The 14,651-nt window shown below is 69.5% G+C and carries 15 protein-coding genes; 8 read left to right on the top strand and 7 right to left on the bottom strand.

Going from position 1 to position 14,651, the window contains the following annotated elements; translation table 11 throughout:
- Positions 1–49 precede the first annotated feature (49 nt).
- A complete protein-coding gene (dgcA, locus tag UAA55_RS20335) occupies positions 50–1,036 on the top strand; it encodes an N-acetyl-D-Glu racemase DgcA (protein WP_322954982.1) in 987 nt (328 codons plus the stop codon).
- A 161-nt stretch (positions 1,037–1,197) separates the two neighbouring features.
- Positions 1,198–3,003 (top strand): ATP-binding protein, encoded by a 1,806-nt coding sequence (locus tag UAA55_RS20330; protein ID WP_322954981.1) that lies wholly within the window; start codon positions 1,198–1,200, stop codon positions 3,001–3,003.
- On the opposite strand, the gene UAA55_RS20325 is transcribed toward UAA55_RS20330, so the two are convergent.
- A complete protein-coding gene (locus UAA55_RS20325) occupies positions 2,960–3,445 on the bottom strand; it encodes a YajQ family cyclic di-GMP-binding protein (protein WP_322954980.1) in 486 nt (161 codons plus the stop codon). The two genes, UAA55_RS20330 and UAA55_RS20325, sit on opposite strands and share 44 nt — an antisense overlap.
- A gap of 350 nt (positions 3,446–3,795) precedes the next feature.
- Between UAA55_RS20325 and UAA55_RS20320 the strand changes: the two genes are divergently transcribed.
- From UAA55_RS20320 to UAA55_RS20310, 3 genes are read left to right on the top strand one after another with little or no spacing between them, the layout of a single operon-like run.
- Positions 3,796–4,602 carry an N-acetylmuramoyl-L-alanine amidase family protein gene (locus UAA55_RS20320; RefSeq protein ID WP_322954978.1) on the top strand — a complete coding sequence of 269 codons (807 nt, stop codon included), beginning with the start codon at positions 3,796–3,798 and terminating at the stop codon, positions 4,600–4,602.
- A 57-nt stretch (positions 4,603–4,659) separates the two neighbouring features.
- On the top strand, positions 4,660–5,259 hold the full coding sequence (locus tag UAA55_RS20315) for a BON domain-containing protein (RefSeq protein WP_322954976.1): 600 nt from the start codon (positions 4,660–4,662) through the stop codon (positions 5,257–5,259).
- A 55-nt stretch (positions 5,260–5,314) separates the two neighbouring features.
- On the top strand, positions 5,315–6,673 hold the full coding sequence (locus UAA55_RS20310; protein WP_322954974.1) for a hypothetical protein: 1,359 nt from the start codon (positions 5,315–5,317) through the stop codon (positions 6,671–6,673).
- A gap of 94 nt (positions 6,674–6,767) precedes the next feature.
- On the opposite strand, the gene panE is transcribed toward UAA55_RS20310, so the two are convergent.
- Positions 6,768–7,691, bottom strand: coding sequence for a 2-dehydropantoate 2-reductase (gene panE, locus UAA55_RS20305; protein WP_322954972.1), 924 nt, complete (start codon positions 7,689–7,691; stop codon positions 6,768–6,770).
- 38 nt (positions 7,692–7,729) lie between these two features.
- Complete coding sequence (locus UAA55_RS20300; RefSeq protein ID WP_322954970.1) at positions 7,730–8,626, bottom strand: LytTR family DNA-binding domain-containing protein; 897 nt, start codon at positions 8,624–8,626, stop codon at positions 7,730–7,732.
- A gap of 173 nt (positions 8,627–8,799) precedes the next feature.
- On the opposite strand from UAA55_RS20300, the gene UAA55_RS20295 reads away from it, so the two are divergent.
- Complete coding sequence (locus UAA55_RS20295) at positions 8,800–9,309, top strand: DUF6622 family protein (RefSeq protein ID WP_322954969.1); 510 nt, start codon at positions 8,800–8,802, stop codon at positions 9,307–9,309.
- A gap of 76 nt (positions 9,310–9,385) precedes the next feature.
- Here UAA55_RS20295 and UAA55_RS20290 read toward each other — a convergent pair whose 3' ends face one another.
- Positions 9,386–10,498, bottom strand: coding sequence for a CobW family GTP-binding protein (locus tag UAA55_RS20290; RefSeq protein ID WP_322954968.1), 1,113 nt, complete (start codon positions 10,496–10,498; stop codon positions 9,386–9,388).
- A gap of 30 nt (positions 10,499–10,528) precedes the next feature.
- Positions 10,529–11,008: a Fur family transcriptional regulator gene (locus UAA55_RS20285; RefSeq protein WP_322954966.1), complete on the bottom strand. Its 480-nt coding sequence runs from the start codon at positions 11,006–11,008 to the stop codon at positions 10,529–10,531.
- Positions 11,009–11,223: 215 nt separating this feature from the next.
- On the opposite strand from UAA55_RS20285, the gene UAA55_RS20280 reads away from it, so the two are divergent.
- Both UAA55_RS20280 and panC read left to right on the top strand, forming a co-directional pair.
- On the top strand, positions 11,224–12,114 hold the full coding sequence (locus UAA55_RS20280) for a DUF6134 family protein (protein ID WP_322954965.1): 891 nt from the start codon (positions 11,224–11,226) through the stop codon (positions 12,112–12,114).
- A 40-nt stretch (positions 12,115–12,154) separates the two neighbouring features.
- Positions 12,155–13,054, top strand: a complete 900-nt coding sequence (panC, locus tag UAA55_RS20275) for a pantoate--beta-alanine ligase (RefSeq protein ID WP_322954964.1) — start codon at positions 12,155–12,157, stop codon at positions 13,052–13,054.
- An 8-nt stretch (positions 13,055–13,062) separates the two neighbouring features.
- On the opposite strand, the gene UAA55_RS20270 is transcribed toward panC, so the two are convergent.
- Both UAA55_RS20270 and UAA55_RS20265 read right to left on the bottom strand, forming a co-directional pair.
- Positions 13,063–13,395 (bottom strand): hypothetical protein, encoded by a 333-nt coding sequence (locus UAA55_RS20270; protein ID WP_322954962.1) that lies wholly within the window; start codon positions 13,393–13,395, stop codon positions 13,063–13,065.
- A gap of 11 nt (positions 13,396–13,406) precedes the next feature.
- Positions 13,407–14,639: an ArsB/NhaD family transporter gene (locus UAA55_RS20265; protein WP_322954961.1), complete on the bottom strand. Its 1,233-nt coding sequence runs from the start codon at positions 14,637–14,639 to the stop codon at positions 13,407–13,409.
- Positions 14,640–14,651 lie beyond the last annotated feature (12 nt).

Genomic DNA, 14,651 nt, shown 5'->3' with positions numbered 1-14,651 from the left:
GTTGCCGCGCCCCGCCGCCGGCGGCACCTTTCGCCTGAGGCCTATCCCTATGCCCTGCTCGTTGACCGTTCGTGCCGAAACCTTTCCCATCCGTGGCACCTTCCGCATCTCCCGCGGCGCCAAGACCGAGGCCCATGTGGTGGTGGCGGAGGTGACGACCGAGGAGGTCACCGGCCGGGGCGAGTGCGTGCCCTATGCCCGTTATGGCGAGACGGTGGCCGGCGTGATGGCGGCCCTGGAGGCGCTGGCGCCCGCCGTGGCCGCCGGCCTGACCCGGGCGGACCTGCAAAGCCGTCTGCCGCCGGGGGCGGCCCGCAACGCCCTGGACTGCGCCTTGTGGGATCTTGAGGCCAAGCGGACGGGCGTTCCCGCCTGGCGCCTGGCCGGCCTGACGGCGGCGCCCGTCCCCCTTGCCACCGCCTACACCCTGTCGGTGGACACCCCGGAAAACATGGGCGCCGCCGCACGCGCCGCCGCCCATTGCCCCTTCCTGAAGCTGAAGCTGACGGGCGAGGGCGACCTGGAGCGGGTGGCGGCGGTGCGGGAGAGCGCGCCGCGGTCCCGCCTCATGGTGGACGCCAACGAGGGCTGGACCCTGGACCAGCTGGGCCGCTACGCCCCGGCGCTGGCGGGCCTGGGGGTGGAGTTGCTGGAACAGCCCTTGCCGGCCGGCCGCGACGCCGACCTGGCCGGCTACGCCTGCCCCATCCCGCTGGGCGCCGACGAATTGGTGCACGGGCTGGACAGCCTGGACGCCCTGATCGGCCGCTACCAGGTGGCCAACATCAAGCTGGACAAGACCGGCGGCCTGACCGAGGCGCTGGCCCTGAAGGCGGCCTGCGAGGCGGCGGGCCTGCGGGTCATGGTGGGCTGCATGGTGGCGACCTCGCTCTCCATGGCGCCGGCCCACCTGCTGGCCCAGGGGGCGGCCTTCGTCGATCTGGACGGGCCTTTGCTGCTGGCCCGCGACCGAATGCCCGGGATGCGGTACGACGATACCATCGCCGCCCCGCCACCCCCCGCCTTATGGGGATGAGCAAGTCGATAGGTACCAAAGGGTTATGGAACGGCGCCTTCCCCTTTGGCATCTCTGCCGGATGGCCTCCCCCTGGGGGCCTACGCCCAAGGGCACACTTCGCTTTTGGCCTAAAAGAGGATTAACTCGGGGCCTGCCAAGTAAAACGTCTGGTCGGGGCCATGTTAAATCGCATTCTGGGCCGGGAGCAGGGAAAGCAGCGGGAAGAATTGGCCCGTCTGCGCGCGGAAAACGCCGCCCTGAAAGCGGAGAACGCCTTGCTGAACCGCTTGTCGGCGCCCGCTCCCTTGCTGGCCTTCGTGCAGGACAACGACCTGCGCTATGTCTGGGCGAAGGGACCCGTGGCGGCCTTCGGCCCCGGCGTGCTGGGCTTGACCGACCTGGACATCCGCAACGGCCGCGGCAAGAGCGCGGAGGGCTTCACCACCCTGCACGCCATCAAGGGCCGCATCCTGGAAACCGGCCGGGGCGAGCGGCACATGTTCCGCCTGGAAATCCCGGGGGAAACGGAAAGCCGGCTGTACGACCTGGTGCTGGAGCCCCACCGCGAGGCGGACGGCCGCGTCACCGGCATCGTCGGCCTGGGCCTGGACATCACGCTGGAGGCGGCCCGCCGCGGCGCCGTGGCCCTGGCGGAGGCGCAGGCGGTGAAGGCGGAAGCGGAGCGCGCCAATCGCGCCAAGTCCCGCTTCCTCGCCGCCGCCAGCCACGATCTGCGCCAGCCCTTCCAGGCCATGCGCCTGTTCCTGCACCTGCTGGAAAGCCGGCTGACCGACGCCCCCCAGCGCGACTTGGCGACCAAGCTGACGGAATCGCTGGACGCCACCGAGGATCTGCTGAACGCCCTGGTCCAGATCTCCGCGCTGGAGGCCGCGACCGTCACGCCCACGCCCACGCGCTTCGCCCTGTCCACGGTGATGGAGCGGCTGGCGGGCGAGTTCCGGCCCCTGGCCGCCGCCAACGGCGTCAGGCTGCGCTGCGTCCCCACCACCGCCCAGGTCGACAGCGACCCCGTGCTGATCGACCGCATGGTGCGCAACCTGATCGTCAACGCCGTGCGCCATACCCGCAAGGGCGGCATCCTCATCGGCTGCCGGCACCGGGGCACCTCGGTGCAGCTGCAGGTGTGGGACACCGGCTGCGGCATTCCGGCCGACCAGCTGCCCTTCATCTTCGATGAGTTCTACCGGGGCGAGACCGCGGCCGGCACCCCGACCACCCAAGCCAAAGGCGGGCAGCCCAAGCGCGAGGCGCAGCACGGCCTCGGCCTGGGCCTGGCCATCGTCAAGAAAACGGCCACCCTGCTGGGCCTGACGGTCACCGTCGTCTCCACCCCCAACCGGGGGTCCGGCTTCACCATCACCCTGCCCCTGGCCGAAACGGTTCGGGCGCCCGCCCCCCGCCCCATCCTGGTGGCGGAAGCGCGGCCCGTGGCGGCCGCCCCCGGTCCCGAGCCGGTCGAGGAACCGTCGAAGGATCAGCAGCCCAGCGGCGTGCTGGTGGCCCTGCTGGAGGACGACCCGCTGCAACTGGCGGCGCTGGAGGCCATGGTGGAGGACTGGGGCTGCGTGCCCCTGGCCGCCCCCACGCCCGAAGCGCTGTTCGAGGGGCTGGACAAGGCCGACATGGCCCCGCGCCTGGTCATTTCCGACAACCGCCTGCCGGGCGACCGGCGTGGCATGGACATCATCGCCGACATCCGCAAGCGCTATGGCGGGGATGTCGGCGGCATGTTGGTGACGGGCGACACCGATCCCCAGCTGATTGAACAGGCCACCGCCGCCGGCGTGGTGGTGGTTCACAAGCCCATCGCCCCGCCGCGCCTGCAGCGCCTGGTGGTCGATGCCCTGCAAAATGGAACGGGAACCGGGCAAACCGGAACAGGCGCCGGCACCGGCCACGCGCCCGCCCCGCCCCCCGGGATCAGTCCCGGAAATTCTCGTATTGCAGCGGCTGCTCGATCTTAAGGCCCTTCACGAGGCGGATGGCGTCCTGAAGGTCGTCGATCTTCTTGCCGCTGACGCGCAGCTCGTCGCCCTGGATGGAAGCCTGGACCTTCATCTTGCTGTCCTTGATGGCCTTGACGATGGTCTTGGCCAGTTCCTTGTCGATGCCCTGCTTCACCTTGACCTCCTGGCGGCGGGCGTCGCCGGCGGCGCGCTGGTCGTCGCCCCAGTCCAGGCAGCCCACGTCCAGCTTGCGCCGGGTCAGGTGCACCTTCAGCATTTCCTGCATCTGGGACAGCTTGGGCGCGTCATCGGCCACGATGGTGATGACGTCGTCCTTGTGCTCGATGGTGCACTTGGCGCCCTTGAAGTCGAAGCGCTGGCCCAGTTCCCGCACCACGCCCGCCACGGCGTTGTCCACCTCGGCTTTGTCGGTCTTGGAAACGATGTCGAAGGACGGCATGGCAGTCAGGCTCCCGCATGAACGATGATGGAACGGCGCCGCGGCGGCGGCGCGCCTTCCCCGGTTCTAGCACGCCCCTTTGACGGGGCACACCCCCGGGGCGGCGGCGGGGGCCATGCGACGGCCTGGGGCCGGCCCGGGCCGTCATCCGGCCGCAACACCTGCCCATGTTTCTCGAGTCTCCCCCCAAGATTTTGTTGCGATACGGCAAGGCGCGGGTCAAACATACCGCATGCGGAAAGGTCCGGGCTTTCCGGGCGCGGCGGCATGCATCGCATGGTTGCGTCGCGGAACGGCACCGCACACCAAAGCACGATTCTCAAGCAGTTCATTCGGGCGGATTTAGTCTCATGGATCGCAGGGCCATCCTCCGGCTTGCCGTCGGAATACCGTTCCTGGGCGTCAGCGGCCTTGTCCGCCCGGGACAGGCCGAGCATCTGATCAACGCGGCCGCCCGGGCGCCGGCGTCGCGGGCCCCCCGCCTGGTGATGATCGACCCCGGCCATGGCGGCAAGGACCCTGGCGCCATCGGCCACGAAGGCACCTATGAGAAGGACGTGACCCTGGATCTGGCCAAGGAACTGGCCTTGCAGCTGCGCAAGACCCAGGGCCTGAACGCCGGTCTGACGCGTGAGGACGACCATTTCCTTGAGTTGGGGGAGCGGGTGGACGTGGCGCGCGAGGCCAAGGCCGACCTGTTCCTGTCCATCCACGCCGACAGCGCCCCCAACGGCAACGCGCGCGGGCTGTCCGCCTACACCCTGTCGGAAAAGGCGTCGGACGCCTTCTCCCAGGCCCTGGCCGACAAGGAGAACTACGCCGACCGCCTGGGCCTGGACCTGAAGCACACCAAGCCGGTGGTGGCCGACATCCTGATGGATCTGGCTACCCGCCGCACCAAGGCGGCGTCGCTGGCGGCGCGCCAGGGCATCGTGCGCGGCGCCGGGCGCGACCTGCGCCTGCTGGAAAACCCCATGCGCTCCGCCAACTTCGTGGTGCTGAAGGCACCGGACATCCCGTCCGTGCTGGTGGAGACCGGCTTCCTGTCCAACCGCCAGGACGAGACGCTGCTGCGCGATCCGGGCCAGCGAAAACGCATCGCGGGCATCCTCGCGCGGGAATTGGCGACGCTGCTCGCCTCCCCTACTTTCGCCTGATTTCGCCTATAGCTTGCCGACGCGAATTTCTGAAGAACAGGGACCAGGGCATCGCTTATGACCTCCGCGACCACCATCCGCCAGCGCCACCCCGTCAGGGGCCCCGCCCTTCTGCTGCTGGCGGCCATGGGATCGCTTCTGGCCGGGTGCCAGTCGCCGGGTCGCGAATCGCCGGAGCTGGCCCGCCAGCGGGCCGAGGCCGCCGCCGAGGCGCCCGCCGTGCCCGACGGTCAGATCGACGAGCAGATTCATCGGCTTTGGAAGGAAAAAAGCCCGGAGATGAACAGTCGCCTGAACGTCACGGTCGACCGGGGCGAGGTGCTGCTGACCGGCAACGCCCGCGACCCTGATATGCGGGTGGACGCGGTGCGCCTGGCCTGGCAGGCCGACGGCGTGCGCAAAGTTTTGAATGAAATCAAGATCGCGGACGAAAGCAGCCTGTCCGACAGCGCCACCGACGCCTGGATCAGCACCAAGCTGTGGGCGGCCCTGCTGCTGGACGGGCAGGTCAGGTCCAGCAACTACAGCATCGAAACCGTCAACCAGGTGGTCTACATCATGGGCGTCGCCCGTAGCGGGGTGGAGCTTGAGGCCGTGCTGCAGCACGCCCGCGAACTGCCCCGCGTCCGCCAGGTTGTGAATTATGTCCGTCGTTGAGCGTGTTGCCGTGGGTTCCTCTCATTTCCGGGGCCGCTTCCCGGGTCTTTCGGTCTTGGCGGCCCCCATTCTGGCCGTGACGCTGGTCCTGGCGCCGGCGGCGCCGGCCGGCGCCCAGCCCATTCCGGGTTTGGCCGGCAACCAGACGCTGCCCGACGCCCAGGCCATGGCCAACCGCCAATTCGTCCAGGCGATGGAGGCCATCAAGAAGGCCGACCAGAGCTATGACCTGCAGGACCAGACCAGGCTGCTGCTGCAGGCGGACAAGCTGCTGTCCAACATCCTGGTGCAAAGCCCGGAAAGCCCGCTGGCGGTGCAGCTGTCCACCAATCAGTTCGTGGGCGATTTCGACTACAACGACTTCAAGTCGCGCATCCGCAGCCTGGCCTGCAATGATGCCCAGTCCACGGGCTGCTTCCTCTATCGCATCGAGGGGCTGATCCAGCCGGTGGACTATCCCATCACCGCCCCGCGCTGGGATTGGCTGTCGCTGGCCGTCGCCCATTACCACCTGGGCGACAAGGACCGCACCAAGCAAATCATCGCCCCCTTCATCGCCGCCTTCCGCCGCGCCCCGCCGGTGACGGACACGGGCCGCGACTTGTTCCTGGGCCGCGCCCTGTCGCTGACGGGCGAGGTGGACATGGCGCTGGACATCACCCGGCGCATCAACGACTGCTCCACCCGCATCTACAACCTGACCGACATCAGTCAGGCGTTGATCTGGAAGGGCGACAAGGGCCAGGCGGGCAAGCTGGTGGAAGAGGCGGCGGAATACGCCCAGGCCAACAACTGCGCCTGGGAGCTAGGCCTGGTGGCCGAAGGCTTTTACAAGGCCGGCAACGTGGCCCGCGCCCACACCATGTTCCTGAACACGGTGGAGGAGCAGTTCAGCCGCTTCAAGGACCGCAAGGGCAACTGCTGCGCGCCGGAGCTGGCCGTGGCCGCCGGCGACCTGGGCGACCCCAACCTGGCGCTGGGCCTCCTGCGCACCGTGCAGCAGGAAAGCCCCTGGACCATCCCCGCCGTGCTGGGCCGCCTGGGCGCCCGGGGCGAGATGCAGCTGGCCACCACCTACGCCGAGCAGGTGCAGGACACCGACATCAAGGCGGAAACCTTCGTCCAGCTGATGGCCGACGCCCTGAAGACCGGCGACCGCAAGCAGGCGGAGGCCCTATCCGGGCGCATCGACAAGCTGCTGTCCGTCGGCACCGACCCCAAGCCCCTGATCCTGGCCCAGCGCGCCCGCGCCGACAAACTGCTGTTCAAGGACCAACGCTGGCGCAACACCTACCTGGCCGGTCTGTCGGCGGCGGAGCGCAGCAACAGCGGCGACACCCAGCGCAAGGACATCGCCGTGCCCATGCTGGCGGCGCTGGTGGAGATAGAGACCGGCACGCCCATGCTGCAGTGATGAAAAAGCCCCGGAGGATGATCCGAGGCTTTTTTGTTTCCCCCGAGAGGTCGGGCGCCGGCATCCGCCGGTTTGGCGCGCAGGAGCCGTGGCCTCAGGAAGCCGTCCGCCGCGCCTCATAGGCCCGCAGATGGGTGGTGGCGAGGGTCAGCAGGGGCAGGTCCAGACCCAGGTCGCGGCCCCGGCGTAGCATGTCGCCCACGATGTGCTCCCCCTCCGTGGGGCCGCCCTTCTCGATATCGCGCATCATCGAGGCGGACAGGCTGCTGTCCTCCTTGGTCAGGTGATAGCGGGATTCGGCGTCGCGTTCGGCGCTGGGCGGGTGGCCGGCGGCCGTGGCGACCCTGGTGCATTCCTCCAGCAGGCCGGTGATGAAGGCCAGGCCGTCCGGCGCCTTCAGGATGGCGCCGATAGGGGCCCGCATCAAGGTCGTGCTGCCGGCCAAGGTGGCCAGGAAGTAGAACTTCTCCCACATGTCATGGACGATGTCGGGGCTGTTGACCACGGTGATGGGGCACCGGGCATAGGCCTGGGCCAGCGCGTCGGCCAGGGGCGCCTGGGCCGGGTGGCGGGCGCCGAACGTCAGGCGGTTGAAGGCGTGCAGATGGCGGATGGTGCCGTCCGGGTCCATGGTGATGGTCAGGTGGCACAGGCCGCCCATCACCCGCTCCGCCCCGAAGGCGGCGTCCAGCCGATCCAGGTGGTTCAGGCCGTTCAGCACCGGCAGGATGCGCGTCTCCGGCCCCATCGCCGGGCGGATGGTCTCGATGGCGGCGTCCAGGTCGTAGGCCTTGCACGACAGCAGCACCAGGTCGAAGGGCTTGCTGACGCGGGTCACGGCCTGCACCGGGCTGACGATGTTGCCCTGGGGGCTGACCACCACCAGGCCGTTTTCCATCAGCTGGGCATGTCGCTTCGGCCGCACCAGGAAGGTGACGTTCTCCCCCGCCTGCATCAGGTGGCCGCCGTAGAAGCCGCCGGTGGCGCCGGCGCCCAGGACCAGGACACGCATGGTCATCGCTATCACCCCTTCTCGTTCCCCGGCCTTCGCCGGGCCTAATCCTTTTCCGCCAACCAGCCGGCCGCTTTCAGGCGAGGCAGGGCGGTGCGGCTGACCGGCACCACCGTTCCGTCGCTGAGGCGCAATTGCGCCGCCTGGCCACGCACCGTGGCCTCCGCCACCGCCGCGCGCGCCACCCAGAAGGAACGGTGGACCCGCATCCCCAGCCCCTCCCCCAGTTCGGCGATGGCGTCCCGCAGGCGCATCAGCACCAGCTCGGACCCGAGGTCGGTGTGGATCCGCAGATAGTGGTCCTCGGCCTCCAGCGCCAGAAGCCGTGCGTCGCAAAGACGCGGGCAGGCACGGGCCAGGAAGGCCGCCGCCACGTCGGGGTCGGGGTCCGGCGCCACCGCAGCCGGTGGGGACGCGACCGGCTCGGGCGCCGGTGCCGTGGCCAGGGGCGCCAACGGGTCCCGGCGGCCGAGGATGATGGCGAAGACCATGCTGGTCACGATCACCTGCGGCCAGGTGCGCCAGAAATGCAAGGCGCCGAGGGGAACCTTGGCGCACAGGCTGAACAGCAGGATGATCCACAGCGTGGCGGGCAGGGAGGCGACCAGGGCCGACACCCCGCGCCGCTGCCAGGCGGGCCAGGCGGCCGCGATGGGCCAGCGGCGCAAGCCCGCATGGGCCGTCCGCACCATGGCCGCGATGCCCAAGGCCGACGCGCACCAGAACGTCACGCGCGAGACGGCGTCCATGGACAGGAAAGTGCCATAGGGCCCGAACATGGCCAGCACCAGGGACAGGGCCACGACCCCGCCCCAACTGCGCATCCATTCGGGCAGGTCGAAGGCGATAATGCCGGCAAGGCTGCCCGGCGGCCGCTTTCCCGCGACCCCGGCGTCGGCCCCCTGCTGCACCCCGCGTTCCGCCGCCAAGACCGGCCTCATCCGTTCGCGCTTCGTGAACGGCCTTTACCAGTCACTCACGAAATCCGTCAAGCGGGCCGCGAAGGTGGCGTTGCCGGGGGGCGGCGGCTTGAGCGAAGGCTAGGCCCACCAACCACTTGGCCACGCCCACTTGGCCACGCCGCCCGGCGCAACATCCTGGAGCCCACCCCGTCATGGAAATCCTCTCCCGCATCATCAGCCACACCCCCACCTGGATCTTCGCGCTGTTCGCCTTCCTGGTGTTCATGGGGGCGAGGCGCTTGCGGACCACTGTACAGCAGACGGGCCGCGTCTGGCTGATCCCCGGTGTCTTCATCATCTGGGGCCTGTACGGCCTGGTCACCCGCCCCGGCCCCCTGGGCCCGGTGCTGCTGGACTGGGCCGCGGGTGCCGTCATCGGCCTGGGCCTGGCCAGCCTGACCACCGTCCGGGTGGAGGTGGACCGCGAGCGCGGCCTGGTGCGCCAGCCGGGCAGCTGGGTGCCCCTGGCCCGCAACCTCTTCCTGTTCGGTTCCCACTACGTCCTCAACGTCCTGGCCGCCGCGCGCCCCGACTTGCACGACACCGCCACCGCCCTGGACATTGGCGTGTCGGGCTACAGCCTCGGCTACTTCGCCGGCTGGTCCTGGGGCTTCATCCAGAGCTACCGCCGCGCGCCGGAGGTGGTGCTCGCCGCCAGCTGACCGGCCGGCCCAAAACGAAAGCGGCAGGAGGCTTCCCTCCCGCCGCTTTCGGCATGTCCAACGGCGGGCCTAAGCCTCACCCCACACTCTTTCCCGTGCAGCTGGCGTACAGGGTTTCCACCACCTGGCGGCTGACGTCGCGGGTGATGAAGACGATGCGGCTGCGATGGTCGTCGCTGGGCCAGGCGTCCAACTGCACCGGCGGATGGAACAGGTGCTGGACGCCGTGGATGACGATGGGCTGGTCGCTCTCCACCACGTTCAGCACGCCCTTCACCCGCAGCACGTCGGGGCCGCGCAGGCGGGCCAGCGTCTCCAGGAAGCCCACCAGCTCATCCCACACCAGGGGCTGGGTGAAGGTCAGGCAGAAGGCGCCGATGGCCTCGTCATGGCGGTTGGGGTCGTGGTCCTCATGCGCGCAGTGACCGTGGTCGTGATCGCAGTCGGCGTGATCGTCATGGCCGTGATCATGGTGGTCATGGTCATGATGATGGTGCCCGTGGTCGTCATAGGCCTCGGCCCGCAGCCAACGCTGCACGTCCAGGCTCTTGGTTTCCGGATTGTAGAGGCCGGCGTCGAACAGCAGCACGGGCAGCGCCTCGTCCGTCTGGGCGTCCACCACCAAGGCGGCGGGGTTCAGTTCCTTCAAGCGATGCTTCAGGTAATCCACCGCCGCCGGGGTGGCGATGTCGGTCTTGGTCAGCACCAGCCGGTCGGCCACCGCCGCCTGCTTCAGGCTTTCCTCCTGCGCGTCCAGCTGGCCCATGCCGTGGACGGCGTCCACCGTGGTGACCACGCCGTCCAGGCGGAAGCGCGCGGCCACCAGCGGATCGGTCATCAGGGTGTGCAGGATGGGGGCCGGGTCGGCCAGGCCCGTGGTCTCGATCACCACGCGGTCGAACTCCGGCACCTCGTCGCGCAGGCGGCGCAGGTACAGGTCGCGCAGGGTGTCGGCCAGGTCGCTGCGGATGGTGCAGCAGATGCAGCCCGAATCCATCAGCACCGTGTTCTCATCCGCCTTGGCCACCAGCAGGTGGTCCAGCCCAACCTCGCCGAACTCGTTGATGATGACGGCGGTGCGGGCCATGCGCGGGTCGCGGATGATGCGGGACAGCAGCGTGGTCTTGCCGCTGCCCAGGAAACCGGTCAGGACGGAAATGGGCAGGCGGGCGGCTGAAACAGCGGTCACGGCAGGCGTTCCTTGAAAATCGTCGAAAGATCAAGCGGCCGTCTGGCAGGCGGGACAGAGGCCCAGGACCTCCACCGTCTGGCGCACGGCGCGGAAGCCACGGGCGGCGGCGCCGCGGGTGATGGCGTCGGTCACGGCCGGATCGTTCAGCTCGGTGGCGTCGCCGCAGCGTTCGCACACCAGGAACTGGCCGACGTGGCTCTGCCCCGGCTCGGGACAGCCGACATAGGCGTTCAGCGATTCGATGCGATGAACCAGACCTTGTTCCACCAGGAAGTCCAGGGCGCGGTAGACGGTCAGCGGCGCCACGCGTTTGCCGTCCACCGCCATCTCTTCCAGGATGGCGTACGCGCCCCGCGGCTTGTGGCTGGACCACACCAGTTCCAGCACCCGTTCGCGCAACGTGGTCAGCCGGGCGCCGCGCGCCTCGCACAGGCTGTGCGCCCGGGTCAGCGCGTCGCCCACGCAGGCCTTGTGGTCATGGGCCTTATGATCATGACCCTGGGACACTTTGCCACCATGGACATGCGGGCTAGGGCTTTGGGTGGCCACCGACATTGTTGCTAGCCTTTCTCGAACTGCCATTCAGGCGAACTATAGCACGGAAGGAACGGGTGTCCTGTCGACCAAGGACGATTAACCTATGTTACAGTCTGTCGGCGTCCCCGGGGCTGGGGGACCGGCAAACCGTCGTTTGGGGCACCACCGCATCGAAAGGACGCGCGATGCCACGACACTTCCATACCCCGATCCTGCCGCCCGACGCCAGCCGGGCCCCCCATTGGGCCCACGCGATGAGGGCCGGCGGCGCGCTTGTCATCGGCACCGCCCTGATATGGGGATCTCCGGTCCTGGCCGCCAGCCCGGCGACGCCGCCCGACCTGGGCCCGTCCGCCGGCGAACCGCCCGCCGCGACGCCCATGCCGGGCACGCCCGACACGACGGTTGAGCAAACCCTGGACTTCGCCGCCCATTACGGCCGCGACACACCTCTTGGCCACCATCGCGTGACGGTGGCCAAGGCCGCCAACGGCGACACGGTGGTGGACGTGGACATCAGCTTCGAGGCCAAGGTGCTGCTGATCACCGCCTACCGCTATCGCCACACCGCGCATGAGGTGTGGCACGACGGCCGGCTCGCCTCGCTGGAGAGCAGCACCAACGACAATGGCACCAAGGATTGGGTGAAGGGCCACGCCGTGGAGGACGGCTTCGCCGTCGAAAGCTCCCACGGCGCGGTGACGGCGCCGGCCGACATCATCCCCACCAGTTACTGGAATCCCGCCACCCTGACCGCCCCGCGCATGCTGGACACCATCCGCGGCGTGGTCATGGACGTGAAGCTGGAGCGCGAGGGCCAGGACCTATTGCACGCCGGCGACGCCAGCGTGGCCGCCACGCACTACAGCCTGTCCTTCACCACCAACCCGCCCCCCGCCACCGACAAGGTGGACTTCTGGTACGACAATGCCGGCCGCTGGCTGAAGCTGGCTTTCCATGCCCGGGGCCACGACGTCGCCTATGCCCTGCAAGGCACGCCACCGGCCGCCAATACCCAGGTGGCCACGCCCAACGGGGCGGAGACCGGCATGCCGGCGCCAGAGAAGAAGGATTAGGTATTGCCCGGTCCCCGGGCCCATCGCTAAATGCCGGCCCATGAGCACGGACACCGCCGCCATGGCCCCGCCCCCCGCCTCCGACCTGCCTACCGTCCGCACCCCGGCGGATCTGCGCGCCCGCGTCGCCGCCTGGCGCGAGGAGGGGCTGCGTGTGGGCCTGGTGCCCACCATGGGCGCCCTGCATGAAGGGCACCTGACCCTGGTCAAGCGGGCGCGGGACTTGGCCGATCGTGTGGTGGCCAGCGTTTTCGTGAACCCCACACAGTTCGGCCCCAACGAGGACTTCAGCCGCTATCCCCGGGACGAGGCCGGCGACGCCCGGCTGCTGGCCGGTGCCGGTTGCGATCTGCTGTACGCGCCGGGGGTGGGGGCGATCTACCCGCCGGGCTTCACCACCACGGTGGATGTCGGCCCGGTGGCCGTGCCGCTGGAGGGTCACTTCCGTCCTGGCCATTTCCAGGGGGTGGCCACGGTGGTGACCAAGCTGCTGCTGCAGGCCCTGCCCGACGTCGCCTGCTTCGGGCAGAAGGACTACCAGCAGCTGGCCGTCATCCGTCGCCTGGCGGCCGACCTGGACATCCCGGTGCGCATCGAGGGCGTGCCAACGGTGCGCGAGGCCGACGGCCTGGCCCTGTCGTCCCGCAACCGCTACCTGTCGGCCGAGGAACGGCAACAGGCCGTGACCATCAGCCGCGTGCTGAACAGGCTGCGCGACACCCTGGGCGACGGCACCCAACCCGTGGCCCCGGCCATCACCCAGGCCGCCGAGACACTGACGGCCGCCGGCTTCACCCGCATCGACTATGTCGCCGTGGTCGACGCCGAGACGTTCGCGCCGCTGGAGCGGGTGGACCGGCCGGCCCGCGCCCTGGTCGCCGCCTTCCTGGGCCGCACCCGCCTGATCGACAACCTGGCGCTGGGGCCGGACGCCGCCTGACCCGATCCTTACGGCGACAGCCGGCTGGTGGAGGTCGTGACCCAGCCCTGGTCGCGCATGCAGTCCAGCACGGCGTCGTGGGCCCGGCCCACGTGCCAGTCGGAAATGGGATAGCCCCGGCCCGCGTCCAGATCCGACAGGTGTTCGGGATCGTTGGCCGCGACGCAGGCACGCAAGGTTTCCGGAAAACGCCGTTCCTTCTCCCGCACCAGGGCCTGCTGGGCCGCCAGCGAGGGGTGGTCGCGGGTCAGCAGGGCCATGTCCACGTTCCAGCGCCGGTCGCCGGTGTAGGCGCAGGCGCCCAGCGCCAGACATGTCCCCATCATCACCAGCCGCCGCATCGCCATTCCCCTCACACCGCCGCGATATAGCCCATCGCCACCAGCCACACCGTGGCCAGCAGCAGGGACAGCACGGTCATGGGCACGCCGCAGCGGGCGTGGTCCCCGAAGCCCAGGGTCACCCCGGCCGCCGCCGCCCGCTCCACGGTGATGATGTTGGCCAGGCTGCCGGGCAGCAGCAGGTTGCCGGCCAGGGTGGAGAACAGCGCCAGGGCGTACAGCGCCCCTTCCGGCGGGTGGGCCCACACCTTCATCAGCAGCACCACCGCCGGCACATTGCCGATGCTATTGCTGGCCAGGACGGAGAAGGCGCCCAGGAAGGGCAACCGGTCCAGCGGCAGGCCGGACGCCGCCAGCTGATCCACCAGCCGGCCGGGCAGGCCCGTGTCGGCCAAGGCGCCCGTCAGGATGAACAGGCCGGCGAACAGGGCCAGCAGATGCCAGTCGACCAGGCCCAGCATGTCGCGGCTGGCGAAGCGGCGGCTGACCAGCATGCAACCGGCGATGCCCAGCACCGCGACGTCGCGGGGAAAAGGCGTGGTGAAGGCCACCAGCAGGACGACGACTCCGATCAGCCCCTTGGCCAGCTGCCAGGGGCGGGGGGCGCCGGGCGGGGTGGGCGGGGCCGGCGGCCGGCCATCGACCAAGCGCCCCCGCCATACCCGCGCCACCACCCAATAGACGATGATCAGCGACAGGAAGGCCGGCACGCCGCAGGCGAACAGGAAGCGCCAGAACCCGAGATGGCCGAGCTGACCGATGAGGATGTTCTGCGGGTTGCCGATGACGGTGGCGGCGGAGCCGGCATTGGCCGCACCCGCCAGGGCGATGAGATAGGGCCGGGCGTCCAGCCCCCGCGCGGCCAAGCCGGCACACAGCAGCGGCGTCATGGCGAAGACCACCACGTCGTTGGCCAGCAGGGCCGACAGGCCGCCCGCCACCGCCACCACGGCGGCCAGCAGGGCCTCCGGCTTCCACGGCACGTTGGCCAGGCGCCAGGCGCACCAGTCGTAAAAGCCCGACAGCGCGAACTGCGCCGACAGGATCATCAGGCCCAGCAGGATGAACAGCGTGGGGAAATCGATCGCCTTGACGGCCGCCCCCTCCGTCACCGCGCCCGCCACCAGCAGCACGATGGCGCCGAGCATGGCGATACCGGTACGGTCCACCTTCAACCGGGGCAAATGGCCGATGGCCATGCCGAGATAGACGACGGCGAAGGTGATAAGGATCAGCAGGGTCATGGGCCCCAGCGC

Origin of the sequence: Nitrospirillum guanabarense, assembly GCF_034653355.1 — a bacterium.
Lineage (GTDB): Bacteria > Pseudomonadota > Alphaproteobacteria > Azospirillales > Azospirillaceae > Nitrospirillum.
Note: the sequence above shows the minus strand (reverse complement) of the source record. Positions and strands in the feature narration are given on the sequence as shown.